Source organism: Nostoc sp. (assembly GCF_036917755.1).
Lineage (GTDB): Bacteria > Cyanobacteriota > Cyanobacteriia > Cyanobacteriales > Nostocaceae > Nostoc.
In genome coordinates, this window is the sequence record NZ_JBALFC010000059.1 from 1 (window position 1) to 18,760 (window position 18,760).

The following is an 18,760-nucleotide window of genomic DNA, read 5'->3' on the forward strand; positions in this document are numbered from 1 at the left end:
TTAATACCGAATTTCAATTACTGTACCTTGTATGCTGTGCTTTTTCCACAATCCTATCTGAGCAAGCTTTTTGAGACTTAACGGGAAAAGTCAGTCACCCGCCCATAGCTAAAGGCGGGCAAGATGCCCACCCCACAAGATTGGATAATTTATTTGTTGGAAATCCCTTTGTGAGTCTTTTTTTATTAAAAATAGATAGAGCGATCGCCTCAAATTTGCGATCGCCATAATATCATCTGCGGTTAAACACAAGTCAATTGCGATCGGAGCGTGGCAATAAACCCTGACGATTGCTTAACTCCACTCGTTGCGATCGCAATGACATATTACAAGAATAAGTCACACATCGCCTGACTATAGCCCTGCAAACCACTCATAGCCCTGATCTTCCCAATAGCCTTTAATCGGTAACAAATTACTGACGAATGTAATTTGAGTTACCCACTTGCTTTGCTTGTATCCCAGTTTAATTGGAGATGCTAGGCGTATGGGCGCACCATTATCAACCGATAAAGGTTGTCCATTCTTTTGATAAGCCATGAGAGTTTGGGGATGTACAGCAGAGGCAAGATCCCAGCTTTCATAGTAGCCATCAGCAGATTTAAAGTAGACATAGCGGACGTTTGACTTCGGCTGTACCAGCGCTACTAAGTCTCGCAATCGCACGCCTCCCCATTGAACGATCGCAGCCCAGCCTTCAACACAGACATGGCGAATTACCATTGAAGTCAAGGGAAGTTTTTGAATATCTGCGATGCTCAATTGCATGGCGTTACTAACCTCACCATCAATCGTCAGGCGAAACTGCGCCGGATCAATTTGCGGGGTGAAGTCAAAGGTATTAATCAACAATTTATCTGTTTCTATGGCACTGACAGGAAATTCAGGTATAGGTTTTTGAGTTAGTAGGAGTGCTTGAAGACGTTGGTTTAGTGGCTCAGATATTTGCCGCACATTATCTGAGAACAAATTTGTCCCACAGCCACCTAAAAGAAAGCCTACCCCTGAAAGTCCAGATACTTGCAGTAACCGACGACGAGATAGGGTGCGTTTGGGAAGAATCAGACTCATAAGTACCTCTACACGAACATAGACTTAATTAGACGGATGCTTCCTACCTTCAGGGCAAGTAAGGAATGAGCAATTGTAAACAGTATGACAGTGGGAACGGTGATAAAGTGAACAGTGCGTAGAGTTTGCCAACTACCAAACAGCCCGGAAATCCAATGCAGTTGGGCAGGTTTGTACATCGCCAGACCACTCAAGATTGCTAGCAGCAGCATTGGAATGATCGCAGTATAAACTAGCCGATGCCATGCGTAGTTCTTGCGCTTGGGGTTCTGGCTGACTTGCAATGCTTTTAAGTCACCGTGATCGGCAAATCGACGCTGCCAACGACGAGTTACAAAGATATAAATTCCATACCAAAGTAAGTTTAGCGAAAACAGCCACATAGTAGCAAAATGCCAATTTCTGCCACCCGCCAACCAACCTCCCAGCAACATAAAGTCAGGAAAATGCCAACCTGCACGCCCTCCAAATACCGGATTAGCATTATAGATTTGCAGTCCGCTACCGATCATCAAGATGAGACTGATGATATTAATCCAATGAAAAGTCTTTGATAGTAAAGTCTGACTTGGTGTTGAGCGGACTTTGCGTTTTGATGAAGTCATACCAATTTTGGATTTTGGATTTTGGATTTTAGATTTTTATATTGTTCCCAGTTAGAGTTTGGATTGGGTCTTCTAATCCAAAATCTAAAATTGGCAAATCTCACAGAGATTGAGCGGGAAAGAACGGAGCCAGCCAAAGTTGTATCTGGACATCCCAACCGAGAAGAATAGCAATTGCTGTGGACACGATCGCTACGCCACCAATTCGCTGCAACATTGCACTATGGGAGCGGAGATTGAGGATTCGTTGGCTGAGTAATCGCCCACCGTAGGCGATCGCTAAAAGAGGCAAACCTGCTCCGATTCCATAAGCAACCAGTAGCCAAAATGCACCTGCGACTTGATGATTAACTGCTGCTAATACTAAAATTCCCCCCAAAACCGGCCCAGCACAGGGAGTCCACAAAAGCCCCAACTGAGTCCCTAGCCAAAACTCTCCCATGAGTCCGATTCGTGGACTATTTTTAGCCCACTTGCCAACTGGAATACAAGTAAATATTCGGTAACTCCAGGTGGGAAAAATTGCCAGTAATCCCAAAAATAAAAGCAGTGCGATCGCACTATTCCGTAATAAATTAGCTAAGCCTGTAAACCAGCTTGCTGTTACACCTAGTAAACTACCTGCCACTGCAAAACCAGCAATTAATCCCCCTAACAGTGCTACTGGGCCGTAAGTATGCGATTGGAGCGATCGGCCCAATAGCACAGGCAAAATCGGTAAAACACACGGGGAAAGCACATTCAGAACTCCCCCCAATAACGCCAGACAGATTGATAAAGTAGAAGTCGTCACACAATTTTGGATTTTAGTAGGACTTACGCAAAATATCTTTCAAACTCTGATTTCTCTGTGCCCTCAGTGCCTCTGCGGTTCGTTATTCCGTAACTTCCTATTTAGATTGACCCCATGCCTTAAAACATTGCCTCTGGTTAGAGATTTGGGATTCTTCGATAGTTAAAATAGAGAGGGCTGCTGAAACCTTTTTAGATTTCAGAGTTTTGAATCTTTTAATCCAAAATCCAAAATCCAAAATCTAAAATTCGCTCATAATTCTTCTACCCCAATAGCTGGCGGATAGTTTGCTCTATTTTTTCATATGACCCTTCACCAATATGGTCATATTGCAACAAGCCCTGACGGTCAGTCAAAAACATATGAGGCCAATACTGATTGTCGTAAGCGTTCCAAGTTTTATATTCGTTATCAACCGGAACCGGATAAGTAATTTTGTGTTGTTGTAATGCCTTTTTTATGTTGTTTGCATCTCGCTCAAAGGCAAACTCTGGTGTGTGGATGCCAATTACCTTGAGTCCTTGCGACTCATACTGCCGATGCCATCTAGTGATGTAGGGCAGGGTACGCTGGCAGTTAATACAAGCAAAAGTCCAAAACTGGATCAGAACAACATTGCCTTTGAGGTCAGCGATCGACAAAGGTGTAGAATTAAGCCACTGACTGATACCCTGAAACTCTGGCAAACTCTTGCCTACTGGAGGTTTCACCGCAATAGTTTCCGAGCCTTGCGTATTGTTACTATTTGCAGGAGAGATAGAAGGGGCATTCACTTTTCTGAAGTTGGGAAAAGCTGTTGTGGCTGTACCGATTCCGACAACTCCTAACCCAAGGTAAAAAAGTAACTGACGTCGGCGGAGCAGGTTGTGATTCATCAGAATTTCTCCTGTTGAGGTCAAAGCGCCAAAGTATAGGGATTGGAATCAGGTTTTTCGTGGAACCAGTCCCTAGTACTCAGTACAAGAAAAGTGAGATGCAAAGCTAGTTGTGGCTAGGGCTTGCTGGAAGCGGGCGATTTCATTGCACCGCCGGCTTTGTCTTTACTCATCGCACCGCCCGCTTTATCTTTGCCCATCGCATCGCCAGCTTTATCTTTGCCCATTGCATCGCCAGCTTTATCTTTGCCCATCGCATCGCCAGCTTTATCTTTGCCCATCGCATCGCCAGCTTTATCTTTGCCCATCGCATCGCCAGCTTTATCTTTACCCATCGCATCGCCAGCTTTATCTTTGCCCATCGCATCGCCAGCTTTGTCTTTACTCATAGCAGGAGAGGCTTCAGGAGCAACTTGATTGTTGGTTTCAGGAGTGCCAGAGCAAGCAGTGAGACTGGTAGTTAAAATCAGACCAGCAATTAAAGAAAGTGTTTTCCAGTTCATAGTCTTCTTTCGTCCTTGGGATAGTTCTTTTTGTATTGATTGATTCAGAGGAAACTAAGCTACAGGCAGATTCATCAAGGCTGTTGGGGTAAAGAAGATGGCTTCTTGTAGAAGACACCATCAAACTTTTACTACTGCGTAGCTTGCCGCCGTAGGCATCGCATCTACGTTGCAATGAAATAACGCCTTTGGTTCTAATACAACTTTGAATAATAGTAGTAAAGGCGATTCTATTACTCCTGATGTTTGAGTTATCCCGAATATCCAAACTATCTCTGTTAGGACTGAAGTCTATCTGAAACTAAGCCATGATTTTCATAAATTTATCCCTTGATAAATTTTAGGTGATTCTCAGCATTTTCTCAGGCAATCATGGTAGTTTAGAGCTACGGTCTAATTTAAGTATTCTCTCAGCCAAACCTCATTCTGATACCCATAACATTTTTAAAACCAGTGAAGCGTAATACAATTACCCATGAATTTGACTCTGGTTGGCAAGCAGAAATACTACCTCCGCGGGAAAGTGACGACCATTTATCAGAAGCGTCCAAGCTACTACGCCAAGGAATTCAACAGCAGCAAGCTGGTGAATTAATCGTGGCGATGAAGTCTTTACAACAATCCTTGGGGCTGTTTCAGGCAGTTGGGGATTTGCAAAAACAAGCACAGGTACTTTCTTTTTTAGGATTAGTAACTTACAGCGCTGGAGACTACAAAGGTACTATCTCCTACTCCCAACAGTGTCTGTCTTTGAGCGAAGACACCTCAGATTTAGCAGTGCAAATGCAAGCACTTTCCCATTTAGGCAATGCATACCGTCATCTGAATGACCATAAAAAGGCAGTTGAGTTTCTAGAAAAATGTTTGAAAATAACGCAGCGACTACAAGACAAACGCAGTCAAGTGGCAGCACTGAATAATTTGGGATTGGTGTATAAAGCTTTAGGTAACTTTACACAGGCAATTGAGTATCAGCAGCAAAGCCTAGAAATTGTGCGGGAACTCAAAGATAATTGGGGCGAGGAACAGGTACTCAAGAATTTGGGTAATGCTTGGTATGCTTTGGACAATTACCCAAAAGCGATCGCCTATTATGAGCAGTGTGTAATAATATCACGCTCCTTAAAAAATGTTCGCAGTGCTTCTCAGGTGCTAAAAAATCTGGGAAATGCTTGTTATGCCTTAGGTGATTATGCTAAAGCCATTAAATATTATGAAGAGCGGTTGCAATTAGCCAAAGAAACTCAAGACAAGCGTGGCGAGGAACAGTCTTTAGGTAATTTAGGAGTTGCTTGTGAAGCTTTGGGTGACTATAGCAAAGCAATTACATATTATGAAGAACGTTTGCTGTTAGCTAGGAATATCAAAGACCGTCGCAGTGAAGAACAAGCTCTTGCCAGTCTGAAAGTCGCTTGCTACGCTTTGGGTGATTATGCCAAAGCTATACAATACCAGCAGGGAACATCTTCAAATAGTTAAAAAGCAAGACAGGGAAACAATTCCAGAACTAGCCCTTTCAAGGTGACTCATGAAGAGTGCTGAGTTCCGTTAGCGGATAGCTCAGGTGCAAAATTTAACAATTAGCTATTGATCCTCGACCTGATGGTGTCGGCAAATTAAAAAATGGTGAAAACCGTTATCGCATCAGAGTAGGCGATTATCGGATTCTGTATCAGATTTACGATGATGTCTTAGTAGTAACCGTTGCCAGAGTAGGACATAGTAGAGAAGTTTTTCGGGACGATTAACAATTCAAAATTACTCGCACAGGTTAATTCCCCCCATTGTCTTTTGTTGCTGAAGATATACGAGAACTTCTAATGTATCTACTTGGGGAAATTGGGCGTAAAAATTACTCACACTCCAAAAGGGTTCTGGTGTTTCCAAGATAATTGTGCGATCGCCCCACTGTTCTAACCAAGGTAGCAATTTTTGTGGCGCTACTGGAGTACATAGCCAAACTGCTACTGGAGAAAGCATTTTGAGAGCAGTTGCCGCTACCGCTATTGTCATACCTGTAGCAATGCCATCATCAACTAAAATAAGTGTGGCATCCTTTGCATTCACCTGCGGACAAGCCGAAATTAATTGAGCCTCAAGAGACTTAGCAAGGTTTATCGCTTTATTTAAAGCCACTTCCCGCCTCCCCACATGATTTTTAAGGCGAAATAGCTTTTGATCAGTCCAAAGAACATTGCCGGAAGTAGTGACTGCACCAATTGCTAACTCTGGGTTTTCTGGATGGCTAATCTTTTTCGCCACAACGATTGTCAACGGACAATCCAAAAGACGTGCTATTGGTGCCGCTACTGGTACACCCCCTCTTGGCAAAGCATAAACAATTGGTACAGGCTTTACCCCACAATCAATCGCTTGCTGAGTCAAAACATCATGAATCACTCGCGCCAACTCCTCACCCGCATGGGTGCGATCGGCGAAAAATGGGGTATGTGACATGGTTTCCCCCAGCATCTTAGGACGGCACTGCTTTTATGATGACTGAATTTTGTCTCAAATTAACTGATACAATCAGATTTGTATAAATAATAAGTATTCAGCAAAAGTCTATTTATTCTGATAAATCTCCAACCAGAGCGGTATTTAACTCAGATAAGACAGCTGGTGCTAATGCTAAAATCCTGATTTTCATGAGCAGCGAAACCCAACTCAGCCTCTTTGACGACTCAACCTTTAACCAACGAGAACTGATTCCTACAGACGCGAAAATTGCGATCGCTCCGGGAACTTATTCTGGCATAACGGAGTTGACACAAGATTGCGATCGCTGTCACCGTTGTCCATTGGGAGACACTCGGACTCATGCTGTTGTCGGACGTGGTAATCTCAAAGCCCCAATTATGGTTATAGGGGAAGCGCCTGGTCAAAATGAAGATGAAACGGGTTTACCATTTGTCGGCAGATCCGGGCAGTTGTTGGAGAAAATTCTGGCATCTGTGAATCTGACTACCGAGCATGATGTATATATTGCCAATATTAATAAATGTCGCCCACCAGATAATAGAGTTCCCACTCCTGTGGAAGTGGCGGCTTGTCTACCCTACTTATTAGAACAAATTCGCCTAGTTGACCCCAAAATAATTTTGTTAACAGGTGCAACTGCTGTCAAAAGTATCACTGGCGATAAGCGCGGGATTACGAAAATTCGCGGACAGTGGTTGGATTGGGAAGGGCGTTTATGTATGCCAATTTTTCATCCTTCCTACCTGCTGCGTAACCCTTCTAAGGAACAAGGTGCGCCCAAATGGTTGATGTGGCAGGATATCCGGGCAGTGCGTGCCAAGTTAGACGAAATCCAAAATAACAGCTAATGCTTAATTTCCTCTTTTTAAGGCTTGTCATTACCAACATCTTTTCAATTACCAGGACTTAAACATTTTTGAGGCAGAAACAAGCCTCAAACCCATACAGGGCAAGGAAAGTACACCAAAGGCTCAAAAATGCTTGAAACCCAGATATATCAATAAATTAGGCAAACCAATGTCAAAGTATTTCTGTGTATACATTTGATAGTTTATTCTGGCTACTTTTTGTCTAAGTCCCGTTACTCGCTTCGTTAGCATATTCGCTCTGTGAGTGAAAAAATACAAAATCTTTTTCCATGAGGCAGATATCTAATGTATAAAGAAAAAATAGGTAAACAAACTTTTTTGTATTAGTAATATGCCCAAACAATTGAGTGATTTTCAAGTTTTCCCCAAACATATTGGCACTTGGTCAGGCTACTGGATCAGAATGGATGCTAATGCTCAAGAAACAGAACGCTTTGAAGCAGAAATTATACAAAAGATAGTTGACAATCAATGGCTACAAACCAATACTTACCATTATGCCGACGGGAGAATTGTCACTAACACTTTTGTTGGTAAGGTAATTAGTAATGATGAAATAGAAATAGAAGCAGTAGATGTTCCCGCATGGGAAAATTTTACCACTATTGCACGTGAACATGGAGATAGCATTATCATTTTTAATGTCTGGAATAAAGCGACAGGCCAATTATTGGCAACGGAAATGATTAATCTTGTAAATAACAACAATAAATGTCGCACTAGCCAAAGTTTTACAGAAGATGGGAAATTGAAAGGCTTAATGTTAATAGTTGAGAAGCGGATTTCTAGTTAAAAAGTTGATGACGAAGTTCTGGTGGGAGAGTTACTCCCACCTTTTTGGCTGATTCATTAGTTTTACTTATCTTAAATTTCTCAACAAGTTTTAGGAAAATGTATTAGAGAATACGGTTTATTAGACAATAATCAGGATTACAGGTATCTATCACAGAGCGATCGCAGAACTTTTCGGTCTACAGAAAGTCGTATCAGCACCGTAATCGTCGTAATCATTAGCTCAACAACAATCTTAAGCTGATGTTGAGCTTGTTAAGCGATGAAAACTTTGTAAGTAATTTATACAAAGTATTGAATTACTTAGCAGTCTTAGCAGTCTTTTTGATACGTTGCCAGATTTCTCGTAGTCGCTTCAAATTAGGAGTATGACCACCATAACGCCAACTAACATAGGCTTGGCTAATCTCATCAATTACCTCAGCAGTTGCTAGGGCATGATGCTGGTATGAGACTGTGGCATACTCTAAAGGTGTTTGGGCTGGATGTTTGCCTAAACCTTTTTGGGTTGTCCATTGCAGCATTTGTTGATAAAGGCTTTCCATTGCTGGCAATTTCTTTAACCATCGACGGTTGCGCCACTCTCGCCACTGTCCCCAACCCAGCCAACCAAAGAAAGCTGCTGTAGTTGCCAAGATTAAGCCAGTCAATACGCCAAACCAACCTTGAGAGAATAAAGCTAAAAACCAAGCGATCGCTCTAATCACCCAACTCAATATTGTCCCAAATACATTATTCAACAAACCTGTCACCGGAGACGGCAACCATCCAGCAACCCACTGCCACAACTGGCGCAACACACTAAAAGTCTGAGTGTCTTCAACAGATGGGGGAATTAGGGGATGATTAGGAATGGGGTCAAAGGTAAACCAACCAGATTTAGGAAAATATACTTCCGTCATCGCATAAGCGTCAGTATTGCGGACAACATACAGCCCTGTAAATGGATTAAATTCTCCGGCACTAAACCCTGCGACTAACCGCGCTGGGATGCCAATGGAACGCAGCATCACCGTCAGAACTGTCGAGAAGTGGTCTGGATAGCCCCCTTTTTGCTTGAACAAAAAAGTTTCTACCAAGTCTTCTTTTTCACTCAAATAAGGCAATTCTAAGGGATTTTGGGGAACAGAATAGTGTTGCTTTAGGTATTGTGCTAAGTAAAGAGCCTTTTCATAGGGCGAATCCAGGCTTTTAGAAAACTTGGTGACTCCATCTTGAGTATAGTTAGCGAGAATTTCTTCGGTACGTTGTCGGACTTTTTCGGCAATTTCGGGAGGAATTTGCAGATAATACTTTTTAATATGTTGGGGATAATTAGTAGAAGCTTTACCTAACAAAGTGCGATCGCGGTATGGTACTGCGGAAATTACTGTGTAAGTCAGACCTTCTGATAATTCCACAGGCGATCGCAATCCGTCTTCTTGATCAACAGCGATCAGTGGTGTGGGAAAGTAAACCTCCTTCGGATAAGTCATCGCTGGAATTAGGTTAGGCAAATCCGACACCATTGTATAAGTTTGTACTACATCTTGGCTTTTACCAACGATCACAGATGGGTAAAGAAAAATTTGGTAAGACCAAGGCGATCGCCTGACAGTGGTAACATCTTCATTCCGGGAAACCTCCCATCCCTTACCTGTATAACGGTCAAATCCTAGCACTCGCCAAAAACCCTCAACTTGCGATCGCACCCGCATTACGACCTTGGGTTTCATCTCGCCGCGCAGGTTTTGGTTAATTTGGCTATTAAAACCGTAATAAAAGTCATTATCTACTTTACCTGGTTGACCAGTTTGATTTTGTCCCGTACCACCGCTACCACTGCCTTGATTATTACCTTTACCTTGGCGGACATAACCGGGATTAATGATACTACGTCCTGTGAAACTACCTTTTACTTGAATAGCAGAACTTACAGGAAACGTTCGTAATTGATAGCCAGGGAATCTGGGTAAAATAGCAAAAATTGCCAGCCCCAAACCGACAATTAGCAAAAAATTCAGAATTAAAAATTTAAAATTAAGAGTTGAGAAATTCTTCTGATGGGATTTTTCCTTTTCAGTTTTTAATGGCTGCAAACCCAAGCGGGAGCGATAATCTAATACTAAAGTCGGCAGAGCGATCGCTAAAAATAACAACAGCACAGGTGCAAATGCTAAAGTCTGACTTAGGGTTCCCGCCACACCCAATAAAATCAGTCCGATAACAATCGAATAGCCCAAATCTTTGCGGCGGGGCGTATCAAAGCTGTGTAACACCTGGAGTTGAATCAATAACTCTGACAAACTCAACCGCGTATCATTCAACTCTCCCACTAATCGCCCAAAGAAAGCACCCAGTGCTACTAACATTCCGATGGCGATGCAGAACTTAACTGCAACATTAGCTTCGCAGCGACGATAATAACTCCAAATTGCACCAACTCCACTCAGGGGCAACGCCCAAAAACTGAATGAAGTCTCGGCGGCGATATCCGTCGCCACAATTCCCAAAATAACCAACGCTAGCACCAGCACCCGCAAAGAAATTGAATCTTCCACTTCTAGTAAAGGCGACCTCTGCGGATTTCGCCGCCAGAAATTACCTACAGAGGGAGGCCAAAACCGATTCATCCTGGATAAGTTAAACATTTGAGTCTAAGCGAAGCAATAATGTAGATGCAACAGACACAATCCGGGCGACATAATTGCCTACCCTACTACTGTGTCAAATAAAAAATGAGCGATCGGGGGAGACACGAGAGGGAAGAAGACGCCGAAACGCGGAGAAATTATCAAATACTCTCTCCGTGTTCTTGTGTATCCATATCCCTGCGTCTCTGTGTCTTTGTAATAACTGCTTCTCGTAGACGCCCTAATGACCCCTTGTTGAAAAATAAGATAAGCTCCAAAACCAGGAAAAATCCTCTTAATATATATCGACGTAGTGTGCTAGCGGTGGCAATTTAAACTAAATAGTGGGACTAATCACAAACAACAACGACTGTTGCTCTATTTCGGGAAACTCAACTTCCAGGGTATAAGTTGGGTTAAGTTGTTCGCAGCCTAACTCTACACTTAAGTATCCGGGACTCGAAGATGTTGCCATTGCTAAGGTGCCACTTCCCCGTAGCGTCAAAGTTCCTTTAACAGGTAACTCAGCCTGAATAAGTAACCTCGTAAGTTTACCTAAAGACTGGTACTCTACTCGGATATTCAAACTACCAACACTGGTTAGCCATTCTCTTTCTACCACTGGACTGGTTGCTGAAAGCGGTAGAGTCAGATTTTCCAGCAGTTGTTTAGCTGCTAGCAACGACAAAGCCATCTGTTGACGGGGTTGTAAATCTGAGTAATCTCTCTGAATAGTGGGCATTGTCTCCAGAGTATTTACAGATCGATAGGTGCTTCTTAGCACCAATCCCGCTATATCGTTTAAGGCTTGAGACTCGTTGGGAAAAAAGTTCTCCACCACCTGAACTAATTTTGCCCCCAGAGGCACTGAAGATGTCACCAAAGCCTGACACTGTTCTAGCAATTGCTGGAAAACTCTTTCCGGTAAGCGAGTTGGCAGAGTCAACTTCGACTGTTGTACCATCCATCCCCACGTTGGAACGAGTGTCATTGACGGCTCATCAACAAAATCAGGATAGTCGATCAATTGTGTTTCCCAAGGAAACAACGGTGGATGGTCTTGGACTTGGATTTGTAACCGACGCTTAAGGACAGCTTGAAAACGATCTTGCACAGTAGGAATTTCTCCCATTTGAAAGGTCTGGGGCGTTCCTCCCAATTTTGGCTGACTGCTTTTTGAAGCAGCAGCTTCGTTCAGGAGGTTTTTTACCCCGTCATTTTCCTCACATTCTACCGATCGCTCATTAGTTTTGACATTATCTGTCAATAACCAATCGAGAAACTGGTCTTGTAAGGATTCTGAGTCACTATTCATGAGTAGATGCACCTGATCCGGATACTAATGAGTTACGAATTTCCCAAGCTTGCTCAAGAATCTTAAACCATCGTTTTTGAAGTTGTGCCATTGACAGCCCTAAAGTTTTTGCTATTTTTTCATCAGGTTGTCCTTGTTGCTTCAACTCTAATAAAGATCGTTGCTTATTGTCCAGTTGTGCTGTGTATGTTTGCCATTGCTGGGGAGTTAAGCCCAAATTGGTGTGCAAAGAAGCTTCCAGCCACTCGTGAACTAATTCCCAACGGTGTAACAAGGCAAACCGAATTAAATGATACTTAAAGCGCTGCTGCAAATAATCTCTCTGACGAGGGGTTAAACCTAAAATCGACTCAATTTCTTGTGCTGATAAATCCTGGAGGCGGAGGGAAAAGTAATCAGCGCAGTCAGATTGTTGTCGTTGTTCAAGATAATTCATTAATTCTGTAACGACAACGGAGCGCAAAGTGTCTTCTTCAGGTTCGGGTTCGGCTTGCGTTGCCATTGTGGAGCGTAATTGATGAACTGCTGGCTCTTCCCAAGAACCGTCACCTTCATTATTGCTACCTTCTGATGCTTGTTCTATATCTACACTGGTTTCTGGGGGCTGCTGTTGGGAAAAAGTTTGCGCCCGCAGAATAATTAGCTGCTGCTGACGGCCTGGTAAAGGAATGCGTCGCTTGCCGTAGCGCTCGGTAAATGCCATATACTCAGACAATTCCAAAAGCGTCTGAGGACGATAAGTGGCACCGAGTTGATTTTCTCGCCGGAAAGCGTTCAACGCTTCCAGATAAAAACTCTGGAGGAAATCTTCAATTATAGTCAGCCGCCCTTGATAGCTCAATTGCTTCTGAGGGGGATTAATATATCGATAAATAATTGCACTCAGAGTACTGTGTAATTCTACCCTGCCGCGAGTTGAACCCAACTGATAGTACCTGAGACATTGTTGCAGCCGATGCCGAGCCAGGGTCATCGCCGAGCTTTCTACAGACCCAGAAGCTTGGATACGTTTGCTTTCATGACAAATGCGGTAGACTTCGGTGGTAATACGTGTTGCGACATCGTGGCAATTTTGTTCCGAAGCTTTGGTTGACTGCTGAAACTCCCTGGACAGGAGTTGAAAGATCACCTCCACGCCTTTAGAATTTTCTCCCAGAATAGTTGCAGATGGAATAGTTGCGGTTGCGGCTGAATTCATAGTCTCGGTTTTGAAAAGACCCTAAGTATTTAAATACAACCTGTACGACTGTGGGTATTGGCTTTTTTGGTTTTACGTATAAGCTAAACGCAGACCAATCCTATATTTAGGATGTGGCTGATTTTATTATTCCCAACTTTCATGGGATTGTTCACACTTTGATAGATGTTATTGCCATTACCCAGGAGTCATATACAAGTCATTATGGATTTAGAAGCACAAATTCAATTGCTGATTAACAATGCACCCCGCGATGGTATTACACCACATCTTGTTACAGCAATTGCTCCTGCCCTGAGAGCGATCGCTCAAAAATTACGTTACTCCCAATACTATATTCTCCAAAATTCAGACGAAAGTTGGGTTTTAACTACATTGAGCAATCGGACTAATCCAGGATTGGAAAAGCGTGTGATTTACGCTTTCCCTACCATACAAGATGTCTCTCTAATTTCCCCTGCTGGGCTTGACCCTCAAATGCTAGCTAAAATTGTTCCTGTCACCCATATTTTGTTCCAAATGGTGGCATTAGAACCCGTAGATAGTATCGTTTTTTTGGAAACGCCGGGTAAGACCACTCATACCGTCGAAGTTCGGCGGTCTGAACTAGAAAAACTCATGCAGCAACAGTTGCGACAACCGCGATCGCCTAAACAGATACCCCCTGATATTGCATAGAAAAAATTTGGATGTGGGGTTTTTTAGATACAATCCCACATCCAAAATTTTAAGTCTCAAATTTCTTTAAAAAAGTTTTCTAAATCAGGGAAAAAAGAAATTTTTTCTTTCCCTTACACCACACAACGAACTAAACTCTCGGTGAAACCTAAAATTGCTTAAAAAACAGTTATCAGTGAACATTTTTCCGTTTTCAAGTTTTAGTTTCCCAGTGAAGCAGAGTCGGAAGCCGTAATACACCCTACACCTAAATCCCCACTTTCTAACTGATAACTGATTTAATAGAGGCGACTGAGTGTGTACTCAGCGATCTTAATCAATGCCTGGTGGGATTCTGAGGGTGGGAGAACTGCAAGATGTTCAATTGCTAACTTAGCATGGTCAGCAGCTAACTCTCGCGCCTGCTGTATACCTTGACTATCTTGAATTAGTTCCAGTGCTTGCTCTAAATCTCCTTCTTGAGCAAACTCTCGGTCAATCAGCACTTCCAAAGCTGGTTTTTGGGCTAAAGCAAATAAAACGGGTGCAGTCAGATTACCACTTTTGAGATCCGACCCCACTGGTTTACCCAAGGCATCTGTTGTACTGGTGAAATCTAGAATGTCATCAACAATTTGAAATGCTATACCAAAATGACGACCGTAGCTATACAGATGCTCAACAGTTTCTCGTGAGACTTCACTGAGTAACCCAGCAGCTTTAGAACTGTTGGCGATTAACGAAGCTGTTTTGTAATAACTCTTCTGGAGGTAAGTTTCAATAGAGATGCTAGCATCAAAACGATTTAGTCCCTGCTGGATCTCCCCAGTCGCCAGATCCATAATCACTTCTGAGAGCAGTTTCACCACCTCCAAATTATCCAAGTTTGCTAAATACCAGGACGATTGGGCAAAGAGAAAATCTCCTGCTAAGATGGCAATGCGGTTTCCGAACAAACTATGAACGGTAGGAACGCCTCGCCGCACGTCTGATTCATCTACCACATCGTCATGTACCAAGCTTGCTGTGTGAATCATTTCTGTAATCTCAGCAAGGCGGCGGTGACGCGGCGTAATGTCTTGTTCTAACATTGTCGCCCGCGATATTAGCAGGACAATTGCTGGTCTGATACGCTTTCCCCCAGCTCCGAATAAATGTTCGGCTGCTGCAAACAAAATGGGGTGGCGATTTCCAACTAGCTGTTTTAGGTTATCTGCTAGTAGTCGCAGGTCTGCTTCCACAGGGGTAAACAGGGAGGTGGCTGGGGTCATGGATGGGCGGACTCTGACTTAGGTTACGAAAGTTTACATATCCTACACTCATTTTAAGATAACCCTGTGCCAGCGCAAAGTTTTCATAAAGTAATCCCATATTTATGAGTCTATGGGTGATAATTAAGGTTGGTAGCGGTTATGTCAATGAGCAATTATGCTTAAGTTTTAGAAATTCAGGTTTTAAACTAATTTAAAACATGAATTCTCAGTATATGGGAATAAATATAAGCTTAAATTATGTTAGGTAGTTTCCCGAACCGCGTTTCCCGCCACAGTTCAAAACATAATCTAAGCAATATTACTTATTGACAAAATGGATACAATTTAAATTTTTCGGTAATGTGTAAGACTAAGTTTCTCCAAAACTGAAGTGCAGTTATTCAAAAAATTTGAAATTTAGCAGCCGAGTCAGCTCAAAATTCCTGGTCATTGTGTTAGGCTAAAATATAGGAATTTTAAATTTTTCAGATATTCACACCCCAAAAGTAAGTCACCTACTAGTTGATTTTACTGAGTTGGTGATGTGAGTCTAAAATAATTGGTCGTAGCTAAGATTAAGGGAATAATTCCTTTGATTTTTCCGACGATATGGAAAACTCCGGGTTTGGAGCTATGCCATATCCCTATGGGAAGCCGCTACACGTCTTCAGCGCACGTTGAGCGTAAGCATTGCTCTTGTCACAACAGTTTGAGCAAAAATAAAGCAGATCAAGTAGACCGGTGAGAATCGTAGTTTTAGATTGCCAAACGGCAGGCTAGCTACTGTGGGATCTATGGTCTGCAAGAAGTCGCATTAGATAATAAATTCTTTGTCCGTAGATAACTTTATCTCTATAGGTAATTTTACCATAGGAAACTATAGCCATCAAGAATGTTCTTGGTTGGCTGAGGTTCTACTTATTTTATGGAATTTTATATTTGTTTGAAAAGGTGCTGGTAGAACTAATGATTTACGGAAGTATGTCTATGATGATTTTTATTTTAGCGTCTGGATATTTGTTCACAGTCTACCTGTTATTAGCACTGGCGAAGCGAACGGGTACAAAGACTGTTCCTACAAAAAGTTTGCCTTCATCTGCTGAAGGAAAACACAAACAGGAGATATCAGTAAGGACAAAGGTGACTGAAGCTATTAATAGTCAATAGTTAGGAGTTATGAGTGAGGAGTTAGGAGTTATTAATTCAAAACTTTTAACTTCTAATACCGATTACATCTGAGGTTGCTCCCCAACAAGGGGATTTTGCCCTCTGCCTCACCAAGCTTGATTCTATACAGTTTCACAAAGAATTGGTATAAACCTCGTCTAGCTTGAAACCCGTGGTTTTTCTGCCAAAAAATATAAAAAACATTAGAAATGCCCTTGGTCTAAAACATTTTCCATTGATGGACTTGTATTGTCAATTAGAACTTGAATCTTATCGATCATCCTTTGAAATACGTCAGGGTAGTACTTAGAAGAATCCAAAAAGTCTAGATATTCCTGTCTGTGAAGTTGCCTTTCCTCTGGTGTTCGATACTCTTGTCGAATATTAGAAGACATACGCTTAGTTTTTCGCACGATCAAAACATCATCAATTTGAGTTGAAATTATTGAAATTGGTGCCATATCAAGAAATTCACAAATCAGAAAATATAAAGATCCAGGAACAGCTATCTTTAAATCTCTACTTGTTGCCACTGCTTCTTGAAACATAGCCTTATCTAAATTTGTTTTGCATTCCGCACAAACATATCCAAGATGTGATTTAATCAACTTATAGTCTTGAAACTCTGGATCAAAGGATGACTTTAAATATAACCTTTTGCCAAGTATAAAATCCTGATTTTTAGTTCTAATGCTTGGTTCACCACCTTGTCCGAGATTTCCAAGAGAAGATAGAAAACTAAGTCCAGAGAACGTACTTCTTGGGACTAACTCGAAAGAATCATCTATTCCTTGCAAACTACCGAAAACTAGTTGTGGCAAAAATTCTTCCAGGATAGTATTATCTAGCTTTAGCTGCCCCTTCTGTCTATACAAAAAGTTATCTGAACTATCAAATATTAGGTCAAGTTCAATAAAATGTTTATATCTATTAGTAGCTTCAACTAACTTCTCTACTGTATCTGTTTGACCACGCTCAATTGCTTCTAACTCAGCAATCCACTCGTGATACTTTCTAACAGCTTCTTGTACCCGTTCTTTATCAGCTTCAGGTAGGCGACGGTTATTGAGACATGCAGTTAGTTTCGTGTAATGAGGGCGAGAAACTTCAGGCATAGGTTAAACTGACTGTGAATATTTAAGGCTGACTAATTGAGCAGGTTGATGAGGTTAATAAATATGGAATCTTTTATCTAAAGTTGGTGTTCTTCCAATATCTTGAACTTTGTCAATTGCATCTTCTAAAGATTCAAGATTTTTAGATGAGACTAAAGAAAGACCACTTTTCAGTACATCAAATGCTACTTCTCTTGCAATTTGCTCAACTGTTTCCTTATGAAACTCATTATTTAAGTTAATAAAGTTAATTAAATCTTCTCTAATAATTTTGCCAAATTTATTTTTGAATTCCCTCTTTTGTCTCAAAGCTCGATGAAAGAGATTTGCTCTTAGTCCAATTTTTTCAATAATGTCAGCATTGTAAAAAGGTACTCCAAGAACATTGGATTCATGTCCTACAACAAACACAATCCGAGCCTCATTTTTGGTTACTCTTGAAAGCTCCCTTAGAGTGTCAGCCATATCTAGACAGTATTGTACTACTGTGTAAAAACGGTTTCCTCTATTTGCTCGGTTAGATCCAATTTCTGACTTTGCTATCTTTAATAAATCCCATCCTAATATCTCAACAGAACTGCGATAGTTTTGATGATAGTTAAATACATTTATGTAAGGTGGGGAGGTCACAACAAAATCTATCTGATCGTTTTTCAATGGAAGAGAACGAGCATCAGATAGACCTACTTTAATTTCCTTTTCGGAGTAAGGAAGCTTTTCAATTACACTTGCTAAAGCGGCAAATTTAGACTGTATAAACTCATTAGTAATTTTATTATTTGCAACATCAAGAAGGATTATCAAAGCATCAAATATTCTTTTTGCCTCCTCATCTAACTCATTCTTGAGCATTCTTAACTTCTCTGCAAAATCTGGTACTTGGCTAGCATTTTCAAAAACTCTAAAGGGAAATTCCCTATCTATCAGAGTCCTAATTATTTTGATAACCTCCTTTCTTTGAGAATTATTTATGAATTCATACGTTTTGCTAAGAATGTAGGCTGCTGGGTTAATTTCAAAACCATGTGACTCAAACGCAAGAATGCCAGCCTCTAGCAAAACAGTTCCACTACCCGCAAAAGGATCAAGAATAACTGAGTTAGATAGACAATATGAGCTTAATATAACTTCAATAAGCTGTGGCGAAAACTGACCACGCCAAGCAAATAAGTTAGATCTGGTTTTCTCAACAATGTCAAGACTTTCTTGTGGAATGGGTTTGTCAAACTCCTTCAATTACCAATCTTCCTTATTTCTCAAATTATTCTGATAAGCCTCAGTGTACTTTAATATTCCTCTTTGGACATATAGGAGAGTGCAAGGCTGCTGTACTGCGTACCTTTGAAGTCCATTAAACCTCTAGCTTAGTACACGTCACCGCAAAAAGGGGTCGGAAATAGAGGAAAATATTTTTTGTAGGGTGGCAGGAGAAACCAGAATATGCAGGGACGTAT

General features: G+C 41.6%; 18 protein-coding genes. 6 read left to right on the top strand and 12 right to left on the bottom strand.

What is annotated here, in order from left to right; genetic code table 11:
• Positions 1 to 354 precede the first annotated feature (354 nt).
• From V7L05_RS15035 to V7L05_RS15055, 5 genes are all read right to left on the bottom strand, one after another.
• A complete protein-coding gene (locus tag V7L05_RS15035; protein ID WP_335165083.1) occupies positions 355 to 1,071 on the bottom strand; it encodes a molybdopterin-dependent oxidoreductase in 717 nt (238 codons plus the stop codon).
• An 8-nt stretch (positions 1,072 to 1,079) separates the two neighbouring features.
• Positions 1,080 to 1,676 carry a cytochrome b/b6 domain-containing protein gene (locus V7L05_RS15040; protein WP_335165085.1) on the bottom strand — a complete coding sequence of 199 codons (597 nt, stop codon included), beginning with the start codon at positions 1,674 to 1,676 and terminating at the stop codon, positions 1,080 to 1,082.
• Positions 1,677 to 1,776: 100 nt separating this feature from the next.
• Positions 1,777 to 2,469, bottom strand: coding sequence for a cytochrome c biogenesis CcdA family protein (locus tag V7L05_RS15045; protein WP_335165087.1), 693 nt, complete (start codon positions 2,467 to 2,469; stop codon positions 1,777 to 1,779).
• A 263-nt stretch (positions 2,470 to 2,732) separates the two neighbouring features.
• Positions 2,733 to 3,344 (bottom strand): thioredoxin family protein, encoded by a 612-nt coding sequence (locus V7L05_RS15050; RefSeq protein ID WP_335165089.1) that lies wholly within the window; start codon positions 3,342 to 3,344, stop codon positions 2,733 to 2,735.
• A 116-nt stretch (positions 3,345 to 3,460) separates the two neighbouring features.
• Positions 3,461 to 3,847 (bottom strand): hypothetical protein, encoded by a 387-nt coding sequence (locus tag V7L05_RS15055; protein WP_335165091.1) that lies wholly within the window; start codon positions 3,845 to 3,847, stop codon positions 3,461 to 3,463.
• Positions 3,848 to 4,300: 453 nt separating this feature from the next.
• Here V7L05_RS15055 and V7L05_RS15060 point away from each other — a divergent pair, with 453 nt between their 5' ends.
• A complete protein-coding gene (locus tag V7L05_RS15060) occupies positions 4,301 to 5,326 on the top strand; it encodes a tetratricopeptide repeat protein (RefSeq protein WP_335165092.1) in 1,026 nt (341 codons plus the stop codon).
• A 107-nt stretch (positions 5,327 to 5,433) separates the two neighbouring features.
• Positions 5,434 to 5,595, top strand: a complete 162-nt coding sequence (locus V7L05_RS34710) for a type II toxin-antitoxin system RelE family toxin (protein ID WP_442937057.1) — start codon at positions 5,434 to 5,436, stop codon at positions 5,593 to 5,595.
• A gap of 10 nt (positions 5,596 to 5,605) precedes the next feature.
• Here the strand turns inward: V7L05_RS34710 and V7L05_RS15065 are convergent, their stop codons facing one another.
• A complete protein-coding gene (locus V7L05_RS15065; protein WP_335165093.1) occupies positions 5,606 to 6,304 on the bottom strand; it encodes a phosphoribosyltransferase in 699 nt (232 codons plus the stop codon).
• 191 nt (positions 6,305 to 6,495) lie between these two features.
• On the opposite strand from V7L05_RS15065, the gene V7L05_RS15070 reads away from it, so the two are divergent.
• Together V7L05_RS15070 and V7L05_RS15075 are read left to right on the top strand one after the other, a co-directional pair.
• Positions 6,496 to 7,176 carry a uracil-DNA glycosylase gene (locus tag V7L05_RS15070; RefSeq protein ID WP_335165095.1) on the top strand — a complete coding sequence of 227 codons (681 nt, stop codon included), beginning with the start codon at positions 6,496 to 6,498 and terminating at the stop codon, positions 7,174 to 7,176.
• Positions 7,177 to 7,528: 352 nt separating this feature from the next.
• Entirely contained in the window at positions 7,529 to 7,990 is a 462-nt protein-coding gene (locus tag V7L05_RS15075; protein WP_335165096.1) for a DUF3598 family protein, read from the top strand.
• 298 nt (positions 7,991 to 8,288) lie between these two features.
• On the opposite strand, the gene V7L05_RS15080 is transcribed toward V7L05_RS15075, so the two are convergent.
• The 3 genes from V7L05_RS15080 to hetZ all read right to left on the bottom strand — a co-directional run bounded on the left by V7L05_RS15080 (position 8,289) and on the right by hetZ (position 13,114).
• Positions 8,289 to 10,601: a transglutaminase TgpA family protein gene (locus V7L05_RS15080; protein WP_442937862.1), complete on the bottom strand. Its 2,313-nt coding sequence runs from the start codon at positions 10,599 to 10,601 to the stop codon at positions 8,289 to 8,291.
• 337 nt (positions 10,602 to 10,938) lie between these two features.
• On the bottom strand, positions 10,939 to 11,916 hold the full coding sequence (locus V7L05_RS15085; protein WP_335165100.1) for a PatU: 978 nt from the start codon (positions 11,914 to 11,916) through the stop codon (positions 10,939 to 10,941).
• On the bottom strand, positions 11,909 to 13,114 hold the full coding sequence (gene hetZ, locus V7L05_RS15090; protein WP_335165102.1) for a heterocyst differentiation protein HetZ: 1,206 nt from the start codon (positions 13,112 to 13,114) through the stop codon (positions 11,909 to 11,911). Before hetZ ends, V7L05_RS15085 begins: the two co-directional genes overlap by 8 nt.
• Positions 13,115 to 13,318: 204 nt before the next feature.
• On the opposite strand from hetZ, the gene V7L05_RS15095 reads away from it, so the two are divergent.
• Positions 13,319 to 13,792 carry a hypothetical protein gene (locus V7L05_RS15095; protein ID WP_335165104.1) on the top strand — a complete coding sequence of 158 codons (474 nt, stop codon included), beginning with the start codon at positions 13,319 to 13,321 and terminating at the stop codon, positions 13,790 to 13,792.
• A 278-nt stretch (positions 13,793 to 14,070) separates the two neighbouring features.
• Here V7L05_RS15095 and sds read toward each other — a convergent pair whose 3' ends face one another.
• On the bottom strand, positions 14,071 to 15,042 hold the full coding sequence (gene sds / locus V7L05_RS15100) for a solanesyl diphosphate synthase (protein WP_335165106.1): 972 nt from the start codon (positions 15,040 to 15,042) through the stop codon (positions 14,071 to 14,073).
• Between the two features lie 948 nt (positions 15,043 to 15,990).
• On the opposite strand from sds, the gene V7L05_RS15105 reads away from it, so the two are divergent.
• Positions 15,991 to 16,191 carry a hypothetical protein gene (locus V7L05_RS15105; protein WP_335165111.1) on the top strand — a complete coding sequence of 67 codons (201 nt, stop codon included), beginning with the start codon at positions 15,991 to 15,993 and terminating at the stop codon, positions 16,189 to 16,191.
• Positions 16,192 to 16,394: 203 nt separating this feature from the next.
• On the opposite strand, the gene V7L05_RS15110 is transcribed toward V7L05_RS15105, so the two are convergent.
• Both V7L05_RS15110 and V7L05_RS15115 read right to left on the bottom strand, forming a co-directional pair.
• The gene (locus V7L05_RS15110; protein ID WP_335165108.1) at positions 16,395 to 17,306 is read right to left on the bottom strand and encodes a Bpu10I family restriction endonuclease; all 912 of its coding nucleotides are present in this window, start codon (positions 17,304 to 17,306) and stop codon (positions 16,395 to 16,397) included.
• Between the two features lie 54 nt (positions 17,307 to 17,360).
• Positions 17,361 to 18,542 carry a DNA methyltransferase gene (locus tag V7L05_RS15115; protein ID WP_335165109.1) on the bottom strand — a complete coding sequence of 394 codons (1,182 nt, stop codon included), beginning with the start codon at positions 18,540 to 18,542 and terminating at the stop codon, positions 17,361 to 17,363.
• Positions 18,543 to 18,760 lie beyond the last annotated feature (218 nt).

Bases quoted from the DNA above. Each gene is read 5' to 3' on its own strand.
- V7L05_RS15070 (WP_335165095.1), top strand. From the start codon at position 6,496: ATGAGCAGCGAAACCCAACTCAGCCTCTTTGACGACTCAACCTTTAAC.
- V7L05_RS15085 (WP_335165100.1), bottom strand. From the start codon at position 11,916: ATGAATAGTGACTCAGAATCCTTACAAGACCAGTTTCTCGATTGGTTA.
- V7L05_RS15055 (WP_335165091.1), bottom strand. From the start codon at position 3,847: ATGAACTGGAAAACACTTTCTTTAATTGCTGGTCTGATTTTAACTACC.
- V7L05_RS15075 (WP_335165096.1), top strand. From the start codon at position 7,529: ATGCCCAAACAATTGAGTGATTTTCAAGTTTTCCCCAAACATATTGGC.
- hetZ (WP_335165102.1), bottom strand. From the start codon at position 13,114: ATGAATTCAGCCGCAACCGCAACTATTCCATCTGCAACTATTCTGGGA.
- V7L05_RS15110 (WP_335165108.1), bottom strand. From the start codon at position 17,306: ATGCCTGAAGTTTCTCGCCCTCATTACACGAAACTAACTGCATGTCTC.
- V7L05_RS15065 (WP_335165093.1), bottom strand. From the start codon at position 6,304: ATGTCACATACCCCATTTTTCGCCGATCGCACCCATGCGGGTGAGGAG.
- V7L05_RS15035 (WP_335165083.1), bottom strand. From the start codon at position 1,071: ATGAGTCTGATTCTTCCCAAACGCACCCTATCTCGTCGTCGGTTACTG.
- sds (WP_335165106.1), bottom strand. From the start codon at position 15,042: ATGACCCCAGCCACCTCCCTGTTTACCCCTGTGGAAGCAGACCTGCGA.
- V7L05_RS15080 (WP_442937862.1), bottom strand. From the start codon at position 10,601: ATGAATCGGTTTTGGCCTCCCTCTGTAGGTAATTTCTGGCGGCGAAAT.
- V7L05_RS15050 (WP_335165089.1), bottom strand. From the start codon at position 3,344: ATGAATCACAACCTGCTCCGCCGACGTCAGTTACTTTTTTACCTTGGG.
- V7L05_RS15095 (WP_335165104.1), top strand. From the start codon at position 13,319: ATGGATTTAGAAGCACAAATTCAATTGCTGATTAACAATGCACCCCGC.
- V7L05_RS15040 (WP_335165085.1), bottom strand. From the start codon at position 1,676: ATGACTTCATCAAAACGCAAAGTCCGCTCAACACCAAGTCAGACTTTA.
- V7L05_RS15105 (WP_335165111.1), top strand. From the start codon at position 15,991: ATGATTTACGGAAGTATGTCTATGATGATTTTTATTTTAGCGTCTGGA.